The sequence below is a fragment of the Rothia sp. HMSC078H08 genome, assembly GCF_001808955.1.
In the GTDB taxonomy this organism is placed as follows: domain Bacteria; phylum Actinomycetota; class Actinomycetes; order Actinomycetales; family Micrococcaceae; genus Rothia.
The window spans coordinates 95,860-116,095 of sequence record NZ_KV795253.1; the positions used below are offsets into that span (position 1 = coordinate 95,860).

A 20,236-nucleotide genomic window follows, 5' to 3' on the forward strand; every position below is an offset into this window, starting at 1 on the left:
AGTCTAGACATAAAAATTTATGTCTAGACTCAAATTTTTGTGTCTGATTTACATCTGATTTGTGTCTAGACTAAAATTTTTGTATGAACAACGTGGAATGGACCCCCGAATGGCTTACTGAAACCATCAAACTACTGCGTACTCACGGTAGCGATACGCAGTTTATCGAGGTTAAAAAAGCCCACGGAGGCTACCCCGGAAGCCTAGACGCAACCCTTAGTAGCTTCTCCAATAGTTCCACGGGCGGAATCATTATCTGTGGACTCGATGAGAATAATGACTTTGCACCTGTAGGCGTATACGACCCTGCAGACCTAGAAAAAACCCTCGGTAACAAGCTCCGCAGGGGCCTCAAGCCTCCGAACACCATGGAATCTGGCACTATCCTCTATGAAGGCACCAAAATCTTTGTTGCCACAATTCCTCCGCTGCCTCCCTACGAACGACCCGCCTACATTGGCGGTAAAGCGTACGTGCGTTCCGGCGACGGTGACCACGAAATGAGCCGCCACGAAACCGACCTGATGGTGGCTCAGCGGACACGCACCGGATTCGATGAGGAGCCGGTGGAATACACCTCCATAGCTGACCTAGACGAAGGCCTCAAAACTGCTTATCTGCGAGACGTACGCGCTAAATCACGCCGCCTTGCTGGAAGCTCCGATGAAGAAGTGCTCCGCCGCAAGGGAATTATTGCCCTCGGAACCGACAACCTTTCCCTTGCCGGCCTGTACGCCTTGGGTTCTTACCCCCAAGAGTTCAGGCCCTCGCTCAAAGTCACTGGAGTCGTCATCGACCCAAACGGTAAAGCTCGCAACCTCGACAAATTCGAGGCGGACGGCCCCATCCCCGCCATGCTCGAAGAGACTCTGGCATGGATCAATCGGAACCTGGCACACCCGGTTGTCGAGCTGTCCAATGGGCATCTCATCAACGGGCAGGAAGTACCCGATATTGCCCTTCGTGAGATTCTGTCGAATGCACTCGTACACCGCAGCCTCAACCCCAAAGCAGATACCGAAGAGGTGCGCGTCAGGATTTTCCCCGACCGAATCTCTGTAGAGAACCCTGGTGGTCTATACGGAATCACTCTCCAGCGCCTGCAAGAGTATGGAGAACGTTCCCGCGTGAACGACCGCCTGTATGACGTCTGCACGCACGTAACAACCCCCGACGACGGATACCGAGTCATCGAGGGCGAGGGTAGCGGCATCTACACTGCCCAGGAGGCGGTGCGTCAGGCAGGGCTGAAACCCATCCAATTCATTGATGGGGTCATTCGTTTTACCGCGATTATTAGCCGGGAGCCTCTGGTTGGTGCTCGTGCCGCCGACGTCGGTTCACCGAAGCAGAAGTCGGAAGCAGGCCCGCGCCAATCGTCACCTACGGTTCCCAGCAGCCGTCAGGAGGCGGTGCTCCTCGCTCTGCGCTCGCTACGTCACCCCGCCGGTATCGACGACATCATGGGTGCTCTTCCCGGGCCTTTTGCTGAGCTGCGGAAGCCGCAGGTCCGGTACGTTCTGACAAAGCTTCTTCAAGAGGGCGTAATCGTGCGTGAAGGTGGTCGAGGCAACCGCAATACGACATACCGCCTGGCCTAATCGAACATCGGGCTAACAACAAAAGCGGCCCGGATGGATTGGTTTCCATCCGGGCCGCTTTTCTGCAGCCTACGCCTCAGGAGTATTACTCCAACGGGCGGTCAGGCGCCTAGTGCACCTCAGTGCTCTTCTCAGGATCGAAGGGTTCCAACGGGTCGCCAGCAGCCTTCGTGTACTTCGCGATGAAGGTCATCAGGTGGAAGATAATCAGGGTCGCAGCGGTACCCAGAGCAATACCGGCGAAGGACAGCTCACCGAAGGTCCAGGTGTAGTCCGCGATACCCACGATCAGCGCCACAGCGGCGGTGGTCAGGTTGATCTGGTTCGAGAAGTTCACGCGGTTCTCGCTCCAAATACGAACGCCGAGCATACCAATCATGCCGTACAGTACGGTTGCGGCACCGCCCAGAACACCCGCGGGAACGGATGCAATAGCCGCGCCGAAGCCCGGGAAGAGAGACAGGACAATCGCGAAGATAGCCGCCACCCAGTACGCCGCGGTGGAGTACACCTTGGTCGCAGCCATCACGCCGATGTTCTCAGCGTAGGTGGTGGTACCCGAACCGCCACCCATGCCTGCGATGGTGGTTGCCAGGCCGTCCGCCATGAGGGCGCGGCCGGAGTAGTCGTCCAGGTTTTCGCCGCTCATCTGAGCCACCGACTTCACGTGACCGATGTTCTCAGCCACGAGCACCAGAATCACGGGGATAAACAGGCCGGCGAGCTCCCAGTGGAACTCGGGGGTCTGGAACTGCGGCAGGCCAATGAAGCCCTGAGCCTGTACGGTCTCTTGAATCTTCTCGAATTTCACCTCGCCGCGAATCACAGCGGTGATGTAGCCGATACCCACACCCAGCAGAATGGACAGACGACCAATGATGCCCTTGAAAAGCACCGAAATCAGGATGATGGAGCACAGGGTCACCAGCGCGGTCACCGGTGCCACCATGAAGTTGTCCTTAGCGCTCTTTGCCAGGTTGAAACCAATCAGCGCCACAATCGAGCCGGTGACAACCGGCGGCATGAGCTTGGTGAGCCAGCCGGTGCCAGCAAACTGAACGATCAAGCCGACCAGGAACAGGGCGATACCCGCCATAACGATGCCGCCGAGGGCGCCAGCGGGGCCGTGCGAGTTCATGGCAGCCGCCAGAGGCGCAATGAACGCAAACGAAGAACCCAAGTAGGAGGGGACGCGTCCGCGAGTAATGAGCAGGAACAGGACCGTGCCGAGACCCGAGAAGAACAGGGTGGTTGCCGGCGGGAAGCCGGTAATAATCGGCACGAGGAAGGTTGCGCCGAACATTGCAACCACGTGCTGCGCGCCAATGCCGATAGTAATCGGCCAGGCGAGGCGCTCGTTCGGGGCGACGAAGGAACCGGGCTGAATGCTTCGACCGTCGCCGTGAATCGACCAGTCAAAGCCGAGAAGTTTAGAGATGCTCAAAGGGAGCTCCTGAGGTGAATGTGGTGGTGTATAAAATTCCACATAATTCTACGCGCATATGGGTGTAGGTCACAGCTAAACGCCTATAAATATGAGCAGAGATACGTTAATTAGGGCATAGTCTTCTTTTATTGTGGGCTCCATATCCCGTATATAGCCCAGAATGCATCAATACCCCGTATATGCAATTCAAAGCACATACGGGGTATTGATGCAAAGAGCGAATAAAAACACTCGCTATACGTAGCTCATTAGCTTAGAGAGCGTCACGCAGGTTCTCCAGGTGATCGTAACGCGCCAACTCATATCGCAGGTGACCTTCGGTCGGCGACTGAACCGGCAGGAACGACGCCTCACGCAGGCGACGAGCAGTCGGGGAAGTAGCCACGTAACCGGCGCCTCCAACAACCTGCAGCTCAAAGTGAGTAGCAATGGTCGCAAAGTGCGAAACACCCAAACGCAAGCTCAGCAGGTCACGACGCTCAGCACGCTCCGGCTCAGACGCCAGACGAATCAGTTCCTCACGCAGGCTCTGGTACTCGGTCAGAATCAGCGGGAACTCAGGGCGGAACACGCCCTGAGAGACGTCCAGGTGCTTAGCAGCCTCCTGCAGGGCGCCAGCGGCAAGACCCAGGCAGAACGACGACTGAACCAGCAGGAACGGCGCGGTCACATCGTGCAGGAACGCCTCAATATTGTCGCTCAGAATGTCCTCGCTCGGAACGAAAACGTCCTCGAACTTCAGAGTGCCAGACTCGGTGCCGTTCAGTGCCAGCAGGTTGCGGTGGTAGTCAACGCTCAGACCCTCAACGTTCTGGCGAACCGTCACGATGTAGCGGTTCGGGTGGCTCTCCGGGGCGTTCTGCACAGCCACCGGAAGAACAATCACGCCGCCCGGGTACAGGTTCGACGCCCACGACACGGAACCGTTCAGCTTCAGACCGCCCTCAACGAGAGTGCCCTCAACCTTAATCGGTGCCAGGCCCGAAGCCTCCTTGTACGCTGCCGCCATCGCGGTGGTGCCGCTGACGGTTGCATCCGCCAGACCCTCGGGCAGCTCGCGGCCCACAGCGTCAAAGAACGCGATGGTGGAGCGGTGAGCCCACAGGGAGAACGCCGTGGAGGCATCCTCGGTGGCAAGGTCGAACGCTACCGAAACCTGGGGGACCAGGGAGCCGCCGTCACGGCCCAGGGTAATCAGGCCGTCCTTAGCGATTTCGCGCAGGTTCTCGAAGGGGGAACGCTCGCCACGGTCAACCGCGCTAGCGTGGGTTCGGGCGAGTGCGAGCACCTGCTCGCGCTGGGGGTAGTCGTAGAGGGGTTCGAGAGTGAACTCGGACATGGGGTTTCTCCTAAGCGGGGAGTGTCACATCTATGCGTGCAGCTTGAACAGTCGGTCAATGGGGGTGCTGACGGCCTTACGGGCGCGAACAACAGCTTCTTCGTCGGGTGCGTCGTAGAAGCAGAGGCACTTTGCGGTGTCTTCGCGAACGTAGGTGCGCAGGAAGGAAACCTCGGGTACTTCAGCGTACTTGGGGGCGTTTGCCTTCTTGCGGGTCAGGTACTGTTCCATGGTGATTTCTGCGGGGATGTCCCACTCAACCAGGTAGTCTGCGTCCTTCTTGAGCTTCTTGATGTCTTCGAGCTCTGCGCCGACCAGGCGGACTGCGTCGGGGCCTGCGACGGCTGCGCGCTCACCGATGGCTGCGGTGAGGTCGGGGCCGAATGCGGTGCTCTCAGCTTCGACGATGACGAAGACAATCTTGTGGTCTGCGGAGACCTGGGTTTCGATGAGCTCTGCGCCGTGGCTCAGGGACGAGTTGACGGTCTCGATGAGTGCGGTTGCTTCGTCCTTGGACGGCTGCGCGGGGGTCAGTTCTACCAGGTAAAGTGCCATGATGTTCTCCTCGGCTTAGGGTTGAAGGGTTGTTCCGGAAGGGGCCTTCCGGTTTGTTATGGATTCACCTTAGACCCGTGGTTGAGGGCTGTCTAGTAGATTTCTGTTCGTGGCTTAATACGTCCTTTTTGACTCTAATGTTCGTCATGTGTGTTCATGCGGAGACATAAATCGTCACAGTTCCGTGCATGGGAACCCGCCTACAGCCGCAGAATTTTCGCGTGGGTTATCGAACCCGGAGGCGCATCTATCCGCGCCGTCCCGCTCGTGCTGCAAAGTCGTCGAGGGCGCGGTTGAGAGCGGGGACAGTCCACACTTTTTGCCCCTGAATTTTGACGCGTTCTTCACGCAGAATTTGCAACTCCACCATGCGGTTGAGGAGGCGATACACACTAGCCCGGGACCCCCGCGTGTGTTCCTCCACCATGCGTGCGGTGAAGGCGGGCTCGGTACAGCACAGGTCGGTGAGGGAACGCAGGAGAGGGGTTTTACGCTGGGCAATGGACAGCACCTCATCGCGCAGGGTTTCAATGTCTTGCGCCAGGATTTCTGCGTTGGTAATTGCCTTCTGTGTGGCGTCGATGAAGAGCTCGATGATGGGCTCGGCATCGCCTGCACGGTAGTCGGTGAGCGCCTGAATGTACCCATCGGTATCGTGCAACAGCCCGGAGGAGACGGGCAGAATCACGTGGCGGGTGACGCCGCAGGCGAGCAGGAGCGCGGAGATGAGGGCTCGCCCGGTTCTGCCGTTGCCGTCAGTGAAAGGGTGAATCGTTTCAAATTGGGCGTGCGCGATAGCCGCCTGCGCGAGGGGGTCAATATCGCGGCGGTTCATGAAGGCTACAAGGTCTTCGAGGGCGGCAGGAACCCTCTCGTGATGCGGCGCCACATAGTCGGCGGTTACCGGCGAATCGCCCTTAATCCACACCCACTGGGTGCGGAGTACGCCGGAGTCCTGCTGTAGGCCGCGGGTCAGTTCGCGGTGCATCGCGAGGATGTTATCGACGCTAATGTTTTCTGCGGTGTTCAAGGCTGCACGCATGGCGTGAACGTTGCGTGCCACCAGCTCGGCGTTAACGCCAACTTTCGACCCGCTTGCACCCAGGACAGCCAGTGAGAGCTTGCGGGCACTAACGGTGAGGTTTTCGATCTGCGAGCTGGAGGCGGATTCGCCACGCAGAAGAACCGCAGAGAAGGGGATGCCGCCGATGTGGTGGAGCCGCTCATCGAAGCGGGTCATTGCGGTGGCGTTCTCCTGGAGGCGCGCTCGCAGTGCGGGGCTGAGTTCGACGTTGAGTGCGGCAATGGAAGCGGGTACGGCGCTGGAGAAGGTGCCGGAGTTGCGGCGCGTTGCGCGTCGGGAGGCGAGGGCGTCCCGGTGAACCCAGGGGGTTTGCGGCTCCCATGTGAGGGCGGGCCAGGTGGTGGCTGAGGGCATGGTTCCTCCTCCTGGGTGTCGTTAATGCTGGTCGTGCTTGAGGGGTCTTAATAAGACAATACACTTCAATTTTCTTATTAAGGCGCTTAATAAGAAAATCTGCGCGGATTGTCTCATTAAGGAACATGCTCCGAACGCCCCTCCTGAACCCCCCTCGACATTCCGGGGCTCCGACTGCCGGGAGCATACACCGGGGCATACACTGGAGCATGTACCAGGGCGTACAGCAAGGGCCCCGAACCCTTGGTAATTCAAGGATTCTGGGCCCTCACATCTACACGCTCACGCTGCCCGAAGCAGCGAGTTGGCAGTGTAGATAAGCAACTTTGTGGCTACTTCACGCCGCGCATCATCTTCTGAACCGGCTTGTGCACCAGGAACAGCAGCACACCGGTCGCGATGGTGATAATACCCATCCAGGTGAAGTAGGGAACTTCAGTTTCCATGCTGTAGAACTGAGCCAACCAACCCGACAGCACGGTACCCATTGCCACGGAGGTGAAGTACAGCGCCATCATGTTCACGCGGTGCGCCTTCGGTGCGAGCTTGGTCGCCAGCGAAATGCCCACCGGGGAAATAATCAGCTCAGCGATGGTGCAGACGAATAGAATCAGCACAATCCAGCCGACGTTCACGCTCTGAACACCCGCCTGAGCGAGGAAGATCCAGAACGCCAGGCCGATGATAATCAGCGCTGCGGAGAACTTCAGGGTGGTGACCGGCTGGCGGTCACCCCATTTGGTCCACAGGGCGGAGAACATCATGCCGAAGACGATGATGAAGATCGGGTTGATGGAGTTGACCAGGTTCGGGCTCAGCTCCATGCCCAGAATGTTCCAGTTAAGACGCTCATCCGAGTACACCGCCATGACGGTGAACTGCTGCTGGTACAGTGCCCAGAACACGGCGTTTGCAATCCACAGGGGAATGAATGCGGTGACGCGGGAACGCTCATCCGCGGTGACGTCCTTAGCGGTCAGCAGCTGAGCGAACAGGGCGATAGCGCCGATGAAGATGAAGCCCATGACCCAGTTCTTGAGGTTGTCTGCGGTCATCAGGCCGGTTGCCAGCAGGATACCGAGAACGACCACGATACCGACCAGTGCCAGGAAGAAGTTACGCTTCTGAGCGCTGGTGAAGGGGGTGCCCACGTGGTGTACGGAGGCGGGCAGGTTCTTGCGGGTCAGCGAGTACTGAATCAGGCCGGCAGCCATACCGATAGCAGCCAGGCCAAATCCGAGGTGGAAACCGCCGGTGCTCCAGCCCCAACCGGTCAGAATCGGGCCGATGAGTGCACCGGTGTTCACGCCGATGTAGAAGATGGTGAAGCCCGCGTCGCGGCGGTGGTCGTTGTCCGAGTAGAGGGAGCCGACCAGCACGGATGCGTTACTCTTCAGACCGCCGGAGCCGATAGCGACCAGCAGCAGACCAATCACCACGCCGGGGACGCCGGGGATGAGGGAGAGGGAGACGTGACCCGCCATGATGCCTATGGCGGAGTAGAATAGGGTACGCTCGGGGCCGAGGATGCGGTCACCGAGGATACCGCCGAGGATTGCCATGAGGTACACGACTGCACCGTACGCGCCGATAACGCCGGTGGCGAGGTCCTTGTCGAGGCCCAGGCCGCCCTTGTCGGCGGTGTAGTACAGGTAGTAGATCATGATGCCCTGCATGCCGTAGAAGGAGAAGCGCTCCCACATTTCTACGGTGAACAGGTTCGCGAGCATGCTCGGGTGGCCGAAGAAGGTCTTGGTGTCCTTGGGTTCGGCACCTGTGATGGTGTTGGACATGGTGGTAATTCTTTTCTGTGCAAGCCCGGGGTTCTGTGTGACCCGGGCAATATGTGTATAAGTGTATACCCTTGCCCATGCATATGTATACATGGCACGCACCTATATTTCACAGAATAAACTCTTATTCAGTGCATGAAAAACCATTTCGATTTTTTCGTATGCACTGCTTCCGAATCTCGCAAACCCCCAAATACCGGGCTAGATGCGCCACGCACCCCCAAAGCGCTAGAGTGGAACCATAACTATGCCCACCCGGCACCCCGCCGTGCCGACCGGCTCATTTTTAACCATTTCAAAGGAGAACCCCATGACCGCTGTACCCCAGGTTGACCCCCGCGACGTTCCCGAAGGCGCAACCATCATCGACGTGCGTGAAGACTACGAGTGGGAGGGTGGCCACGCGACCGGCGCCAAGCACATCACCCTCGGCACCATCGCTGAGCGTCTGGCTGAGCTGCCCGCACCCGGTGAGGACTTCTACGTCATCTGCCACGGTGGCGGCCGTTCGAACCGCGCGGCAACCTTCCTGCGTGAGCACGGCTACGCCGCACACAACATTGCAGGCGGCACCAGTGCGTGGTTTGCTGCCGGCCTGCCGATGACCAGCGAAAACGGCGAAGCACCCGCAGTCGTTCACTAAACCGCCAATTCGTCTGCACGCCATACAATGGAGTCCGTGACTAAAACTTCCGCGGACCGTATTTTTTCTACCCCGAACGCTCCCGCATCTGCCTCCCCGAATGCCCTGCCGAGTACTCTGCAGAGCATCCCGTGGGATGCGCAGACGCGGGAGCTTATCGTGCGCCCGCTTCCTTTCGCGGCGAACTGCGAGGAGGCGTACCCGCTGCTGAGCGGTGGCGCTGAGTATTCCTTCTGGCTGGATTCCGCGCGCGAGGAGTCGCCCATGTCGGTTGCCTCGTATGTGGGTGTGGTTCCGGCGCAGCTGTCGCCCCTGCGCGTGGATTCGGCGCGTGCGGCGGCTGAGTCCGGCGGGGAAGACCCCTTCGCCCAGCTGGAGGCGGCGCTCGCCTGCGCACCGCGCGTGCACCCGGATGCCGCGGCGGCGACCGGTCTGCCCGCGGGTTTGCGTGGCGGTTACGTGGGCTATTTCGGCTATGAGGCGCGTGCCGCCATGGGTCTGGAGCACGGTTACCCGGTGCCCGGCTACCTGCCGGCGCATGAGGCGCCGACCCCGGATTCTCTGTGGTTGCCGGCGGTCCGCTACCTGGTGCACGAGCATGCGCGCCCGGGTCGTGCGGCGCGTAGCTGGCTGGTGGGCGATGAGCCGTGGTGTGAGGCGGCGGAGCGGCTGCTGAGTGCGGCGCTGACCCCGGTGCTGAATGCGGTACTGAATACGGCGGGGGAGTGCGCCTCCGAAAATGCTCCCGTCAACGCCCCCGTCAATGCCCCTGAGCTTGCCGAGCTCCTGCTCTTCCCGGCACCCGCCGCGGAAGCCTACATGGACTCCGTTCGTGCTAGTCAGCACGAAATCTACGAGGGTAACAGCTATGAGGTGTGCCTGACCGCGCAGACGAACGCGCGCATCCCCAACCCGAGCCCGGAGCTTTTCTTTGAGCTGTACCGCCGCCAGCGCGCCCACAATTCGGCGCCGTATGCGGCGTATTTGCGGTGCGGTGATTTTTCGGTGCTTTCTTCCTCGCCGGAGCGTTTTTTGAGCGTGGATGAGCAGCGTAATGCCCAGACGAAGCCGATTAAGGGCACGGTGCCGCGCGGGGCCACCCCGGAGGAAGACGCCGCGGCCGCAGCTTGGTTGCGTACCGATGAGAAGACCCGCGCCGAGAACCTCATGATCGTGGATTTGCTGCGTAATGACCTGTCCACGGTGTCTGACCCGGCGTCCGTGCGCGTGCCGGTACTCATGGGCGTGGAGAGCTATTCGACGGTGCACCAGCTGGTGTCTACGGTCAGCTCGCGTCTGCGTGAGGGTGTGAGCGCGGTGGCTGCCGCGCGGGCGTGCTTCCCGGGTGGTTCGATGACTGGCGCGCCGAAGCCCTCAACCATGCAGATCATTGAGCGCCTGGAGGGTCGCGCTCGCGGCGTGTATTCGGGTGCTCTAGGCTTTGTGTCGGCGGATGGTTCGGCGAACCTGTCGATTGTGATTCGCACGCTTGTGGCGCACGATGACGGCGCGGTGACTCTTGCCGCGGGTGGCGCTATCGTGGCTGATTCCGACCCGACCGCCGAGTATGAGGAGATGCTGACGAAGCTGCGCGCCGCGTTGCCGCCGTCGGTGGGTCGTGTGGTGGAATAACCTAGCGCTGGAATAGCACAGGGAATAGCCTGCGCCGCCTGCACGTGAGCCGCTACACTGGAACTATGACTAAGCTTTCTGAAAACCTCCCCATTGAAGAAGCCCGTGAACGCCTGCGCCAGCTGATTATGGAGCTGGCTGTGGTGCGCGGGCACGTGGTCCTCGCCTCCGGCAAGGAAGCCGACTACTACGTTGACCTGCGCCGCATTACCCTGCACCACGAGGCTTCTCGCCTGGTCGGTCAGGTCATGCTGGACCTGCTGGATAAGAACGGCATCGAATTTGAGGCTGCTGGCGGCCTGACCATGGGTGCTGACCCGGTGGGTACCGCGATTATGCGTGCTGCTGGTGATCAGGACCGTGCGATTGACGCGTTTGTGGTGCGTAAGGCTCAGAAGTCTTACGGCATGGGCCGTCAGGTGGAGGGCCCGAGCGTTGAGGGTCGCCGCGTGGTTGCTGTGGAGGACACCTCCACTACCGGTGGTTCTGCGCTGACTGCTGTTGAGGCGCTGCGTAAGGCTGGCGCTGAGGTTGTGGCGGTTGCTGTGATTGTTGACCGTGCGACCGGCGCTAAGGAGCATGTGGAAGAGGTTGCGGGCGTTCCGTGCCTGTACGCGTACTCGAAGGATGAGCTGGGCCTGGACTAGTCTCTACTGGCTTGGACTAGGATCTCGTGAATTTTTAAGACGTTCCCGTTGCGGCGGGTGAACCCGTGCCGCTGGCTACTGTGTGTGGCTGGTGGTGCGGGTTTTTGTCTGTAAGATGGCTCTGTGGGCGCCGGAGTGGCGCTGGTTGTTGGCGTGAAGGTGGTTGTGATGGTTGAGAATCGTGATGCGGCTGAGGCTGTACCTGCTGAGGCTGTGCCTGCGGAGGCGGCTGTAGCTGAGGCTGTTGAGGGTACTGAGCAGGGTACTGCCCGTTTTGAGGTGGGTGTGGGCCCGTGGGAGGGCCCGTGGCCTGAGGGTGACCATTGGGATGAGGAGCTGCTGCGTGAGGGTGACCGCCGTAACGTGGTGGATAAGTACCGTTACTGGTCGATGGACGCGATTATTGCTGACCTGGATACGCGCCGCCATGATTTTCATGTGGCGATTGAGAATTGGCAGCATGATTTGAATATTGGCACGGTGGTACGCACGGCGAATGCGATGTTGGCGAAGGAGGTCCATATTATTGGGCGTCGCCGCTGGAATCGTCGTGGTGCGATGGTAACGGATCGTTATCAGCATGTGCGTCATCATCCGACGATTGAGGATTTTGTGGCGTGGGCGCAGGCTGAGGGTCTGGAGATTATTGGTATTGATATTTTTCCGGATTCGGTGCCCCTGGAGACCTATGACCTGCCGAAGAAGTGTGTGCTGGTCTTTGGTCAGGAGGGCCCGGGCTTGTCGGAGGAGTTGCATGCAGCGGCTAGGGATACTCTGTCGATTGAGCAGTTTGGGTCAACGCGTTCGATGAATGCGGCGACGGCTGCGGGTATTGCGATGCATGCGTGGGTTCGCCGCCATGTGTTTGGCCAGATTCCGTCGTAGCCTGGCGGCTGTTTATGAGGTGTTTAAAGGTTCCGATGCGTTGTGTGCGCGTCGGAACCTTTTTTGTTGGGGGTTGGGGTGGCTTAAACCACGCATGGAATTACCTAGGCGTGTTAGTGTTAACGCAAATCACAGGAGATGTGAGAATCGCACTCTCAATTTCGGTTTAGGGTATGCGATGGATTTCCTGGCTTCGGCTCGCCAATGGTTGCGGGTTGTGCATATGAATGACCGCGACGTCATTCCCCTGAAAGGAGTCGGTAACAATGAAGAAATCTTCTGCCCTACTCGCCTGCTTTGCTTTAGCTTTAAGTTCCTGTGCCGCTGCGCCTAAAGATACTAGCCTCAAAGCCCAGCTGGATTTTGAAAATAACTATATTACTCTTCCGCTCGATGAATATGACATGAGTGACCAGGCCCAAGATATAACATATAGGGCGCATTTGTTGATTCGTAAAGAGTGCTATGCGAAAAAAGGATACGATTTTGAAATTCTAGAAAACGGCTGGGTTTCTGGCAAGGCCGCCCAGTATGGCCTCTGGAATGTGAAGCATGTGGCGAATCATTTTACGTTCCTCAAAGTCGGAGAAGAGCAGGATAGGATTTATAAGAGCATCCCTGAAGACGTCAGGGCCAGCTGCCGCGAAGAGCATCGGGAAGAACTGGATATGCTCTATTTTGATGTGGCTGATGAGGAAAAGTACCGCCCTGTCGGTCGTATCCGTAGTGAAGCATACCTGCGTGCGCAGGGTGACCCTGAATGGAAGAAAGCCCGCTCAGAATGGTGGGACTGCCAGCGTGAGAAAGGGTTGACGCCTCGCACCGGGGACGGTGAATGGACGAGTAAAGAATTGGCCAGTCTGAATGCTGATGATCCCAAAGTGTTGGAGGAGGTTATCCGCCTGGCAACCATTGAAGCTCAATGTAGCGAGAAGGTGAGGCTGGCTCAGCGCCTGGGTGATATTGAGGCGTCCTATCAGGGGCCTTTGATTGAGAAGAATCAGGCGTTGCTGAATGAGTTGAAGGCCTATCGTGACGCGAAGGTAGCGAAGGCGCGCGAAATTATTGCCACCCGCCAGTAGATGAGGTCAATGGCTATAAATGTAAAGCCTGGAAATGGATAATTCCATTTCCAGGCTTTGTATTAGATATCTGGTAAAAATAGGTTCCTTCCAGCATAACCGACGCGGATATGGAATTTAGAACATTGAACATATAGGTTACAATTACCAAGAATGTAAATTTTCCAATTTTGTGGGTAGTATGTTTATCCTTCATAGAATCACCATCCATCATATATACATATAGGATATTGAAAAATACAGCGATAACCACAATCCATATCCTCGGGGGAGTTGAACCCCCGCTGGAGAACCCAAAAATATTAGAAACTCTGGAAGAAATCTAAAATTACCAAATAACTGCCTTAATTATACCAGCATAAGTGAGAGGTGTATATCGTGTCTGGATATGCGGTGAGGTTGGTGTTCCTAATGGGACCCGCAGCATCTACTTATGTCTTTAATAAAGGAGCCGGGGAGTATCACCACTCCCCGGCCCTCACTTTATTCACTCTCAACCTCGCAGCCCATGCTGGCGCACCTACAGGCCCGCCAGCTCAAGGCCACTCAGCGTCAGGCTGCTTAGTCCTTTAGCCCACCGGAACGTTAACGTTCACCAGCGAGTACAGATCCTTCGGATCATCCGGGCTAGCAACCAGGTCAATGAACTGCTGCAGGTCGGTGTCCTGCGTGGCCGCACGGGCATAACGCAGACCCGAGAAGTCAGCAATCGCGAAGCCCACCGAATCAAACAGGGTAATCTGCTCATCCGACACGCGGCCCGGCTCCTCACCGGTCAGAACCTTCCAGAACTCCACCACCGGGAAGTCCGGGTCCTTCTGCTGAATCTCGCCCTCAATGCGGGTCTGCGGCGGGAACTCAACAAACACGGTGGAGCGGTCCAGAATTTCGCTTTCCAGCTCAGTCTTGCCGGGGCAGTCGCCACCAATAGCGTTCAGGTGCACGCCGGGCTTCACCTGGCGGTCCAGCAGAACCTTCGCCTGCTGCTTATCGGCGGTGCAGGTGGTAATAATGTCTGCACCCTCAACAGCCTCGTCCACGTCCTTAGCCAGGTGGATGCGGAAGCCCAGCGGCTCCAGGTTACGGCGGAACTTCTCCATCGCGTGCGGATCAACGTCGTAGACGGACAGGTCCTCAATGCCGAGCACAGCGCGCATACCCAGCGCCTGGAACTCAGACTGCGAGCCGGTACCAATCATTGCCATCTTCTTCGAATCCTTGCGTGCCAGGTGCTTAGCAACCATGGCGGACACGCCAGCGGTACGCAGCGCGGTCAGCAGGGTCATCTCAGCCAGGAACACCGGGTAGCCGTTGTCCACGTCAGCGAGCAGACCGAATGCGGTCACGGTCTGGAAGCCGCGTGCCGGGTTCGACGGGTGGCCGTTCACGTACTTGAAGGAGTAGGTGATGTTGTCGGAGGTGGGCATCAGCTCAATCACACCGAAGGGGGTGTGGGAGGCGACGCGCGGAATCTTGTCGAAGCTCTGCCACTTCTTGAAGTCTTCTTCGAGGAAGTCGACCATGCCGGCAATGATGTTGCCTACGCCGTCCTTCTGAATCCACTTCGCCATCGAGGCGACGTCAACAAATTCCACCGCGTGTGCGCTAGGACGTTCAGTCATGATTTTCTCCTTTGAATATCTGCACAAAACTTCTTTGTGCATCTGGTGGTCACTGCGGATATCTATTATCTCAAAATATATTGCAGGACACACCGTATTAGAAATGCTGTAGATATGTACTTTGCTTTATGTATTACACGGATGTAATACGGAACGAACACGAAAAGACGTGCAGGGAGGGGGCCCTAGAGCTCCTGGAACCTACGGGCTAGGGTCTAGAACCCCCTCATCGCCTTCACCGGGATTCCACCGGGGTATCACCGGGACTGGAAGCAACCGGTCGGGTTAGTTGCCCTTCGGCTTGTCCTCGTCCTCAGCGTCCAGTTCACCCAGGTCAATGTGGGTACGAGGCTCCGACACGAGCTTCTTCACCACGGGGCGGGCAGCAATCACAGGCACGGAACCGGTGTAGCCTTCACGGACGCGAGCAATCTCGTTGACGCGGTCACGAACCGTGTACCAGCCGATAATCAGCAGCGGGATAACCAGCAACAGCGATGCCAGGGTGTAGGTGCCGACCGGGTAATCCAGTGCCATCAGCACCAGCACAACAGCGAGGAACACCATCACAGCCCAGTCGCTGAAGCGACCGCCGGGTGCGCGGTAGTTGGGGCGCTTGTACTTGCCCTCGCCGACCAGCTTCAGGTACTTCTGGTGCGACATTGCGATAGCCGCCCAGCTAGCCATGGTGCCCACGGATGCGATGTTCAGCACGACCTCGAACGCCTGCTCGGGAACGAAGAAGTTCAGCACAACGCCGAAGAGGCCAATCACACCGGTCAGCAGAATACCTGCCACCGGAACGCCGGAGCGGGACACCTTGGTGGTGAACTTCGGTGCCGAACCTGCAACACCCATCGAGTGGAGGATACGGCCGGTGGAGTACAGGCCAGCGTTCAGCGAGGAAGCAGCCGCGGTAATAACGACCAGCTGCATAATCGGTGCGGTACCGTCAATGCCGATAGCGTCGAAGAAGGTCACGAACGGCGACTCTGCGTCCTTGTATGCGGTGTAGGGCATGAGCAGGCAGAGCAGAACCACGGAGCCAACGTAGAAGATCGCGATACGCCAGATCACGGTGTTGATAGCGCGAGGGATAACCTTCTCAACGTTCTTGGTTTCACCACTGGTGGTGCCGACCAGCTCAATACCGGCGTAGGCGAACACAACGCCCTGAACCACGATAAGAGCGGGAAGAATGCCGTTGGGGAAGAAGCCGTCATTGGCTGCAATAAGGCTCAGGCCGGGGGTGACGCCGTTGATGGGCTCACCGAAGACCAGGTACCAGATACCTACCGCCATGAAGGACAGCAGGGCAAGAATCTTAATGAGTGCGAACCAGAATTCCAGCTCACCGAAGAGCTTCACGGAGATGAGGTTTAGAGCCACGGTGATGATAACGACGATGAATGCGCTAAGCCACTGGGGAATGTCTGCGAAGAACTGGTTGTATCGACCGAACCAGCTGATGTAGATGGCGATAGCGGTGGCGTCTGCAACGGCGGTCATTGCCCAGTTCAGCCAGTACAGCCATCCGGATACGAATGCGGCCTTTTCGCCGTAGAATTCGCGGGTGTAGGAGACGAAGGAGCCCGAGGAGGGGCGGTGAAGGATCAGCTCGCCGAGGGCTCGAAGGATCAGGTAGCCGAAGAAGCCGATGACGGCGTAGATGACGGCGAGCATGGGGCCTGCGTCCTGCAGGCGGCTACCGGTGCCCAGGAACAGGCCGGTACCAATAGCGGAACCGATGGCAATCATCTGGAGCTGACGTGCGCCAAGCCCCTTGTGGAAGCCTTCCTGTTCGTGTGCGAACGGGTCGTCTGTGGGGGGCTTAGTGTATTGATCCGCTGCAGAAGTCTGCGGGTTCTTGTTCGGTGAGGTGCTCACGCTATGCCTCCTTGGATAGTTACGTCTAAAGCACGTGCTACACGAAATGTGGTTGGGAACACGTCTGCGGGTTGTAACGACTATAGCACGGTAATTTAGGTAAATATAACCCGCATCACGTAATAATTTATATACATATAATGCATATCTTATGAATATATTTGGTTCATGTTGTATTGTGTGGTTTTCATTGTTGTGTGAAATAGATTAATTGAACTCTGAGTCCAAAAAATCAATTCCTCCACCAGTACACAGCACAAGAGCACCCACAACGGGGTGCTCTCACAACCTATTCAAAACGGGGGCTTAGCCCTCCATCAGGCGATCAATCTTCGCCCGCAATGCACGCTCGCGACGATTCAACCACCACCAGCTCGGCCAACGCATCAACGACTTACGGCCCACCTGCACGACCGAGGGGAGCTTCGCCTCCGCAAGCGCCACATCAATCTCGTGGTCACTCGCGCCCTCATCACGCATTTTCTCCATCAACTCAAGGGATTTCGCCATATCGCCGTGCCCCAAAACATGCCGACTCTTACGCTCCAGAACCTCATCCAACTGCGCGCGCACCGGGGCAATAGCCGCCGCATTCGGATGCTCACGCTCAGCACGACGCTGCGCCTGGCGGGCACGCTTCTCACGTTTCGCGTCGAGCTGTTTTGGATTATTTTTAGCGCTCGCCTTGCTCATGGGAGGTTCCTTTCATCGCGTCCGGGTGATGTGTACGCTGCCCTGCACGCACAGAAGACATCAAGTCATTAACACCTCTACTTTACCGCGGTAATTCGCGGAAATTTCGCTGCAGTAAACCCAAAAAAACCCACAAAAAATTAACGATAAATAAGTCGTATCTTGGTAAAATAGTGCGAGTAGGAGGCGTCTCGCGCGCCAACAAAATATGGTGAACCGGCCCAGCATCGGTAACCGGTCGCATCTATCCAAGGAGTCAGCATATGGCTATTGCAACCCCCGAAGTTTACGCAGAAATGCTGCAGACCGCGAAGGAAAAGGGCTTCGCGTACCCCGCAGTGAACGTGACCTCCTCCCAGACCCTGAATGCTGCAATCCGCGGCTTCGCAGAGGCTGGCTCGGACGGCATCATCCAGGCATCCACCGGTGGTGCAGCATACTGGTCCGGCGCTTCCAAGAAGGACATGGTCGTTGGCTCCCTGGCCTTCGCAGCATACGCACGCGAAGTTGCTAAGCAGTACGACGTGAACATTGCACTGCACACCGACCACTGCCCCAAGGACAAGCTGGAAGGCTTCGTCCTGCCCCTGCTGGCAGAGTCCGAGAAGGCTGTTGCTCGCGGTGAAGACCCCATCTTCAACTCCCACATGTGGGACGGCTCCGCAATCGACCTGGACGAGAACCTGAAGATTGCTGCTGAGCTGATCGAGCGTACCTCCAAGGCAAAGCTCGTTCTCGAGGTTGAGATTGGTGCCGTTGGTGGCGAGGAAGACGGCGTTGAAGGCGCTATCGACGACTCCCTGTACACCACCGTTGCAGACGCAATCAAGACCGTTGAGGCAATCGGCCTGGGCGAGAAGGGCACCTACATGGCTGCTCTGACCTTCGGTAACGTTCACGGCGTGTACAAGCCCGGTAACGTTCACCTGCGCCCCGAGCTGCTCAAGGAAATCCAGACCGAGGTCGGCGCTAAGTACGGCAAGGGCGACAAGCCCTTCTACCTGGTCTTCCACGGTGGCTCCGGCTCCACCGAGCAGGAGATTGCAGACGCAGTGTCCTACGGTGTTATCAAGATGAACATCGACACCGACACCCAGTACGCATTCACCCGCCCCGTTGCTGGCCACATGTTCAGCAACTACGACGGTGTGCTGAAGGTTGACGGCGAGGTCGGCAACAAGAAGACCTACGACCCCCGCGTTTGGGGTGCAGCTGCAGAGGCAGGCATGGCCGCACGCGTGGTCGAGGCTTGCCAGCAGCTCGGTTCCGTCGGTACCTCCATCAAGTAAGGTGCTGTTCGCCCGCCGCAGCTCCCGTAGGTGCTGCCGGGTGTGAACCTAAGCTTCGTTAAGCGAAAGCGGTGCCCGCTTCCTCATCACGAGGAGGCGGGCACCGCTCTTTGCTTATGTAGTTTTAGAACCGGGCGAGTTAGAACCGGGTGAGCCAGGCGCTCGTTGCCGACAGGGGCGGGTTTACTTGCCGCCGCAGCCGCAACCACCGCATCCGCAGCCGCCGGACTTCACAGCCACCGAACCGGAGGTGGGGATACCGTCGCCGGTGTCGCCACCCATGAGGTTCACGCGGTTGCCAATCTCGGGGCCGCCGACCGGCTGGGGTGCCTTACCCGCCAGGGTTGCCGCGAAACCGGCGGGTTCGCCGCTCAGGTTCGGGATCATCGACGCCGCCGGGGAACCGGACGGGCCGCACGCAGCAGCTGCCGCGTTAGCCTTCGGCTGGGCGACCAGGTGGGCGCGCGCAAAACGCATAATCTGCTCGGCGGTCGGGTAGGAGAAGGACACCTTCACCTCACCGTTGACGAGCATGAGCGGCAGAACCTCGCGGCCGTTCATCTCAATCTGCTCCGCCACGGGGGCGCACTCTTCAAATGCGGAAGGGTAGGAGTCGGTGGAGTACACCTCAATGTCCACGCCCGAATCCAGCGCCTCCTGCGCGGCACCCAGGAACTCGGAGCGCTCCATATCCTGCGGATCCTCCGGGTTCTCGCCGGGACCCGGAATAAATACTTCAAGAACGGTCTCAGCCGCTTCAGTCATCAGTTTCAGCCTTTTCTCTCTTATGGGCACCGGCTCGGGGGGAGGGGTGCCAGTCCTTCACTAAGTGTACTCGCGACCTCAAGAGTGCAGAAGTGTGAGTTGAAGTTCCAGATTTGCGGAATATTTGCAGAATTCGAGTCGAATGACCCTCAGCTCGTGAGCTACGGGTTTAGGTGTTGTATTCTGAGTGCATATGCACCGGAGTGTGCGAACCCTGCAATTCAGGCAGGCGCCGCCCGGTGTGAGACCAAGAAGGCAACGACGCCCGCATCCGACGCGGACGCATCAGCGCTACAAATACACGCTATTCATAGCGCAACACGACCAGAAGGAGCATACATGTTCGGTTTCGGCAAGAAGAAGAAGGAAGCTGCCGCACAGGAAGCATCGTCCGCAGACGTCTACGTCGCACCTGCTACCGGCGAGTACCTGCCGCTGAGCGAAGTCTCCGACCCCGTTTTCTCTCAGGGCGTTATGGGCGACGGCTACGCAGTGAACCCCACCGCAGGCACCATCGTCGCACCCGTTGCAGGCACCATTGCACTGATTCAGGACACCCTGCACGCATTCATGCTCCGCACTGAAAACGGCGGTGAGGTACTGGTCCACATCGGTATCGACACCGTTGAGCTCGGCGGCGACGGCTTCACCAAGCTCGCTAACGTAGGTGACAAGGTTGAGGCAGGCGCACCCATTATCGAGGTCGACTGGGCAGCTATCGAGGGTCGCATCCCCTCCAAGGAAACCATGGTGATGATTACCAACACCGCAAAGTTCAACATCTCCAAGGACTCTGAGTCCCGCCGCCCCGTTGCAGCCGGTGACCGCGTCGCTCAGGCATCCAAGAAGTAAGCTGAACCAGCGAAAATAGCTCAGCTTCAACAGCGGTGAAAACCCGCGAAAATACTTAACGCAAAA

At 58.2% G+C, this 20,236-nt stretch carries 17 protein-coding genes; 8 read left to right on the forward strand and 9 right to left on the reverse strand.

All coding sequences use genetic code 11. The annotated features are described in order from the left end of the window. The first annotated feature begins 83 nt into the window (after positions 1 to 83). Positions 84 to 1,601: an ATP-binding protein gene (locus HMPREF2528_RS03280; protein WP_070542366.1), complete on the forward strand. Its 1,518-nt coding sequence runs from the start codon at positions 84 to 86 to the stop codon at positions 1,599 to 1,601. Between the two features lie 109 nt (positions 1,602 to 1,710). On the opposite strand, the gene HMPREF2528_RS03285 is transcribed toward HMPREF2528_RS03280, so the two are convergent. The 5 genes from HMPREF2528_RS03285 to HMPREF2528_RS03305 form a co-directional block, all read right to left on the reverse strand. Then, a complete protein-coding gene (locus tag HMPREF2528_RS03285) occupies positions 1,711 to 3,045 on the reverse strand; it encodes a uracil-xanthine permease family protein (RefSeq protein ID WP_070542369.1) in 1,335 nt (444 codons plus the stop codon). A 256-nt stretch (positions 3,046 to 3,301) separates the two neighbouring features. Beyond that, positions 3,302 to 4,387, reverse strand: a complete 1,086-nt coding sequence (locus tag HMPREF2528_RS03290) for an acyl-CoA dehydrogenase family protein (protein ID WP_070542372.1) — start codon at positions 4,385 to 4,387, stop codon at positions 3,302 to 3,304. A gap of 30 nt (positions 4,388 to 4,417) precedes the next feature. Further along, the gene (locus HMPREF2528_RS03295) at positions 4,418 to 4,942 is read right to left on the reverse strand and encodes a DUF4242 domain-containing protein (RefSeq protein WP_049326806.1); all 525 of its coding nucleotides are present in this window, start codon (positions 4,940 to 4,942) and stop codon (positions 4,418 to 4,420) included. A gap of 247 nt (positions 4,943 to 5,189) precedes the next feature. Then, the gene (locus tag HMPREF2528_RS03300) at positions 5,190 to 6,380 is read right to left on the reverse strand and encodes a Fic family protein (protein WP_070507411.1); all 1,191 of its coding nucleotides are present in this window, start codon (positions 6,378 to 6,380) and stop codon (positions 5,190 to 5,192) included. 332 nt (positions 6,381 to 6,712) lie between these two features. After that, positions 6,713 to 8,173, reverse strand: coding sequence for a peptide MFS transporter (locus HMPREF2528_RS03305; RefSeq protein ID WP_070542376.1), 1,461 nt, complete (start codon positions 8,171 to 8,173; stop codon positions 6,713 to 6,715). A gap of 310 nt (positions 8,174 to 8,483) precedes the next feature. On the opposite strand from HMPREF2528_RS03305, the gene HMPREF2528_RS03310 reads away from it, so the two are divergent. From HMPREF2528_RS03310 to HMPREF2528_RS03330, 5 genes are all read left to right on the forward strand, one after another. Next, the gene (locus tag HMPREF2528_RS03310; protein WP_070542379.1) at positions 8,484 to 8,816 is read left to right on the forward strand and encodes a rhodanese-like domain-containing protein; all 333 of its coding nucleotides are present in this window, start codon (positions 8,484 to 8,486) and stop codon (positions 8,814 to 8,816) included. Between the two features lie 27 nt (positions 8,817 to 8,843). Then, positions 8,844 to 10,448 (forward strand): anthranilate synthase component I family protein, encoded by a 1,605-nt coding sequence (locus HMPREF2528_RS03315; RefSeq protein ID WP_070542382.1) that lies wholly within the window; start codon positions 8,844 to 8,846, stop codon positions 10,446 to 10,448. Between the two features lie 65 nt (positions 10,449 to 10,513). Further along, entirely contained in the window at positions 10,514 to 11,095 is a 582-nt protein-coding gene (gene pyrE / locus HMPREF2528_RS03320) for an orotate phosphoribosyltransferase (protein WP_005504234.1), read from the forward strand. A gap of 123 nt (positions 11,096 to 11,218) precedes the next feature. Further along, positions 11,219 to 11,980, forward strand: a complete 762-nt coding sequence (locus HMPREF2528_RS03325) for a TrmH family RNA methyltransferase (RefSeq protein WP_246823864.1) — start codon at positions 11,219 to 11,221, stop codon at positions 11,978 to 11,980. Positions 11,981 to 12,246: 266 nt separating this feature from the next. Then, positions 12,247 to 13,062: a hypothetical protein gene (locus tag HMPREF2528_RS03330; protein WP_070542386.1), complete on the forward strand. Its 816-nt coding sequence runs from the start codon at positions 12,247 to 12,249 to the stop codon at positions 13,060 to 13,062. A gap of 569 nt (positions 13,063 to 13,631) precedes the next feature. On the opposite strand, the gene HMPREF2528_RS03340 is transcribed toward HMPREF2528_RS03330, so the two are convergent. The 3 genes from HMPREF2528_RS03340 to HMPREF2528_RS03350 all read right to left on the reverse strand — a co-directional run bounded on the left by HMPREF2528_RS03340 (position 13,632) and on the right by HMPREF2528_RS03350 (position 17,264). Continuing rightward, complete coding sequence (locus HMPREF2528_RS03340; RefSeq protein ID WP_005504242.1) at positions 13,632 to 14,684, reverse strand: ornithine cyclodeaminase; 1,053 nt, start codon at positions 14,682 to 14,684, stop codon at positions 13,632 to 13,634. A 285-nt stretch (positions 14,685 to 14,969) separates the two neighbouring features. Next, positions 14,970 to 16,571 carry an amino acid permease gene (locus tag HMPREF2528_RS03345; protein WP_070542393.1) on the reverse strand — a complete coding sequence of 534 codons (1,602 nt, stop codon included), beginning with the start codon at positions 16,569 to 16,571 and terminating at the stop codon, positions 14,970 to 14,972. Between the two features lie 306 nt (positions 16,572 to 16,877). Next, the gene (locus tag HMPREF2528_RS03350) at positions 16,878 to 17,264 is read right to left on the reverse strand and encodes a hypothetical protein (RefSeq protein WP_049342000.1); all 387 of its coding nucleotides are present in this window, start codon (positions 17,262 to 17,264) and stop codon (positions 16,878 to 16,880) included. A 263-nt stretch (positions 17,265 to 17,527) separates the two neighbouring features. Here HMPREF2528_RS03350 and fbaA point away from each other — a divergent pair, with 263 nt between their 5' ends. After that, positions 17,528 to 18,553: a class II fructose-bisphosphate aldolase gene (gene fbaA / locus HMPREF2528_RS03355; RefSeq protein WP_012902702.1), complete on the forward strand. Its 1,026-nt coding sequence runs from the start codon at positions 17,528 to 17,530 to the stop codon at positions 18,551 to 18,553. Positions 18,554 to 18,736: 183 nt separating this feature from the next. Here fbaA and HMPREF2528_RS03360 read toward each other — a convergent pair whose 3' ends face one another. Further along, on the reverse strand, positions 18,737 to 19,318 hold the full coding sequence (locus tag HMPREF2528_RS03360) for an arsenic metallochaperone ArsD family protein (RefSeq protein WP_070542396.1): 582 nt from the start codon (positions 19,316 to 19,318) through the stop codon (positions 18,737 to 18,739). A gap of 339 nt (positions 19,319 to 19,657) precedes the next feature. On the opposite strand from HMPREF2528_RS03360, the gene HMPREF2528_RS03365 reads away from it, so the two are divergent. After that, a complete protein-coding gene (locus HMPREF2528_RS03365; protein ID WP_044150002.1) occupies positions 19,658 to 20,170 on the forward strand; it encodes a PTS sugar transporter subunit IIA in 513 nt (170 codons plus the stop codon). The last annotated feature ends 66 nt before the right edge of the window (positions 20,171 to 20,236 follow it).

Bases quoted from the DNA above. Each gene is read 5' to 3' on its own strand.
- HMPREF2528_RS03280 (WP_070542366.1), top strand. From the start codon at position 84: ATGAACAACGTGGAATGGACCCCCGAATGGCTTACTGAAACCATCAAA.
- HMPREF2528_RS03290 (WP_070542372.1), bottom strand. From the start codon at position 4,387: ATGTCCGAGTTCACTCTCGAACCCCTCTACGACTACCCCCAGCGCGAG.
- HMPREF2528_RS03295 (WP_049326806.1), bottom strand. From the start codon at position 4,942: ATGGCACTTTACCTGGTAGAACTGACCCCCGCGCAGCCGTCCAAGGAC.
- HMPREF2528_RS03300 (WP_070507411.1), bottom strand. From the start codon at position 6,380: ATGCCCTCAGCCACCACCTGGCCCGCCCTCACATGGGAGCCGCAAACC.
- HMPREF2528_RS03305 (WP_070542376.1), bottom strand. From the start codon at position 8,173: ATGTCCAACACCATCACAGGTGCCGAACCCAAGGACACCAAGACCTTC.
- HMPREF2528_RS03310 (WP_070542379.1), top strand. From the start codon at position 8,484: ATGACCGCTGTACCCCAGGTTGACCCCCGCGACGTTCCCGAAGGCGCA.
- HMPREF2528_RS03315 (WP_070542382.1), top strand. From the start codon at position 8,844: ATGGAGTCCGTGACTAAAACTTCCGCGGACCGTATTTTTTCTACCCCG.
- pyrE (WP_005504234.1), top strand. From the start codon at position 10,514: ATGACTAAGCTTTCTGAAAACCTCCCCATTGAAGAAGCCCGTGAACGC.
- HMPREF2528_RS03330 (WP_070542386.1), top strand. From the start codon at position 12,247: ATGAAGAAATCTTCTGCCCTACTCGCCTGCTTTGCTTTAGCTTTAAGT.
- HMPREF2528_RS03340 (WP_005504242.1), bottom strand. From the start codon at position 14,684: ATGACTGAACGTCCTAGCGCACACGCGGTGGAATTTGTTGACGTCGCC.
- HMPREF2528_RS03350 (WP_049342000.1), bottom strand. From the start codon at position 17,264: ATGAGCAAGGCGAGCGCTAAAAATAATCCAAAACAGCTCGACGCGAAA.
- fbaA (WP_012902702.1), top strand. From the start codon at position 17,528: ATGGCTATTGCAACCCCCGAAGTTTACGCAGAAATGCTGCAGACCGCG.
- HMPREF2528_RS03360 (WP_070542396.1), bottom strand. From the start codon at position 19,318: ATGACTGAAGCGGCTGAGACCGTTCTTGAAGTATTTATTCCGGGTCCC.
- HMPREF2528_RS03365 (WP_044150002.1), top strand. From the start codon at position 19,658: ATGTTCGGTTTCGGCAAGAAGAAGAAGGAAGCTGCCGCACAGGAAGCA.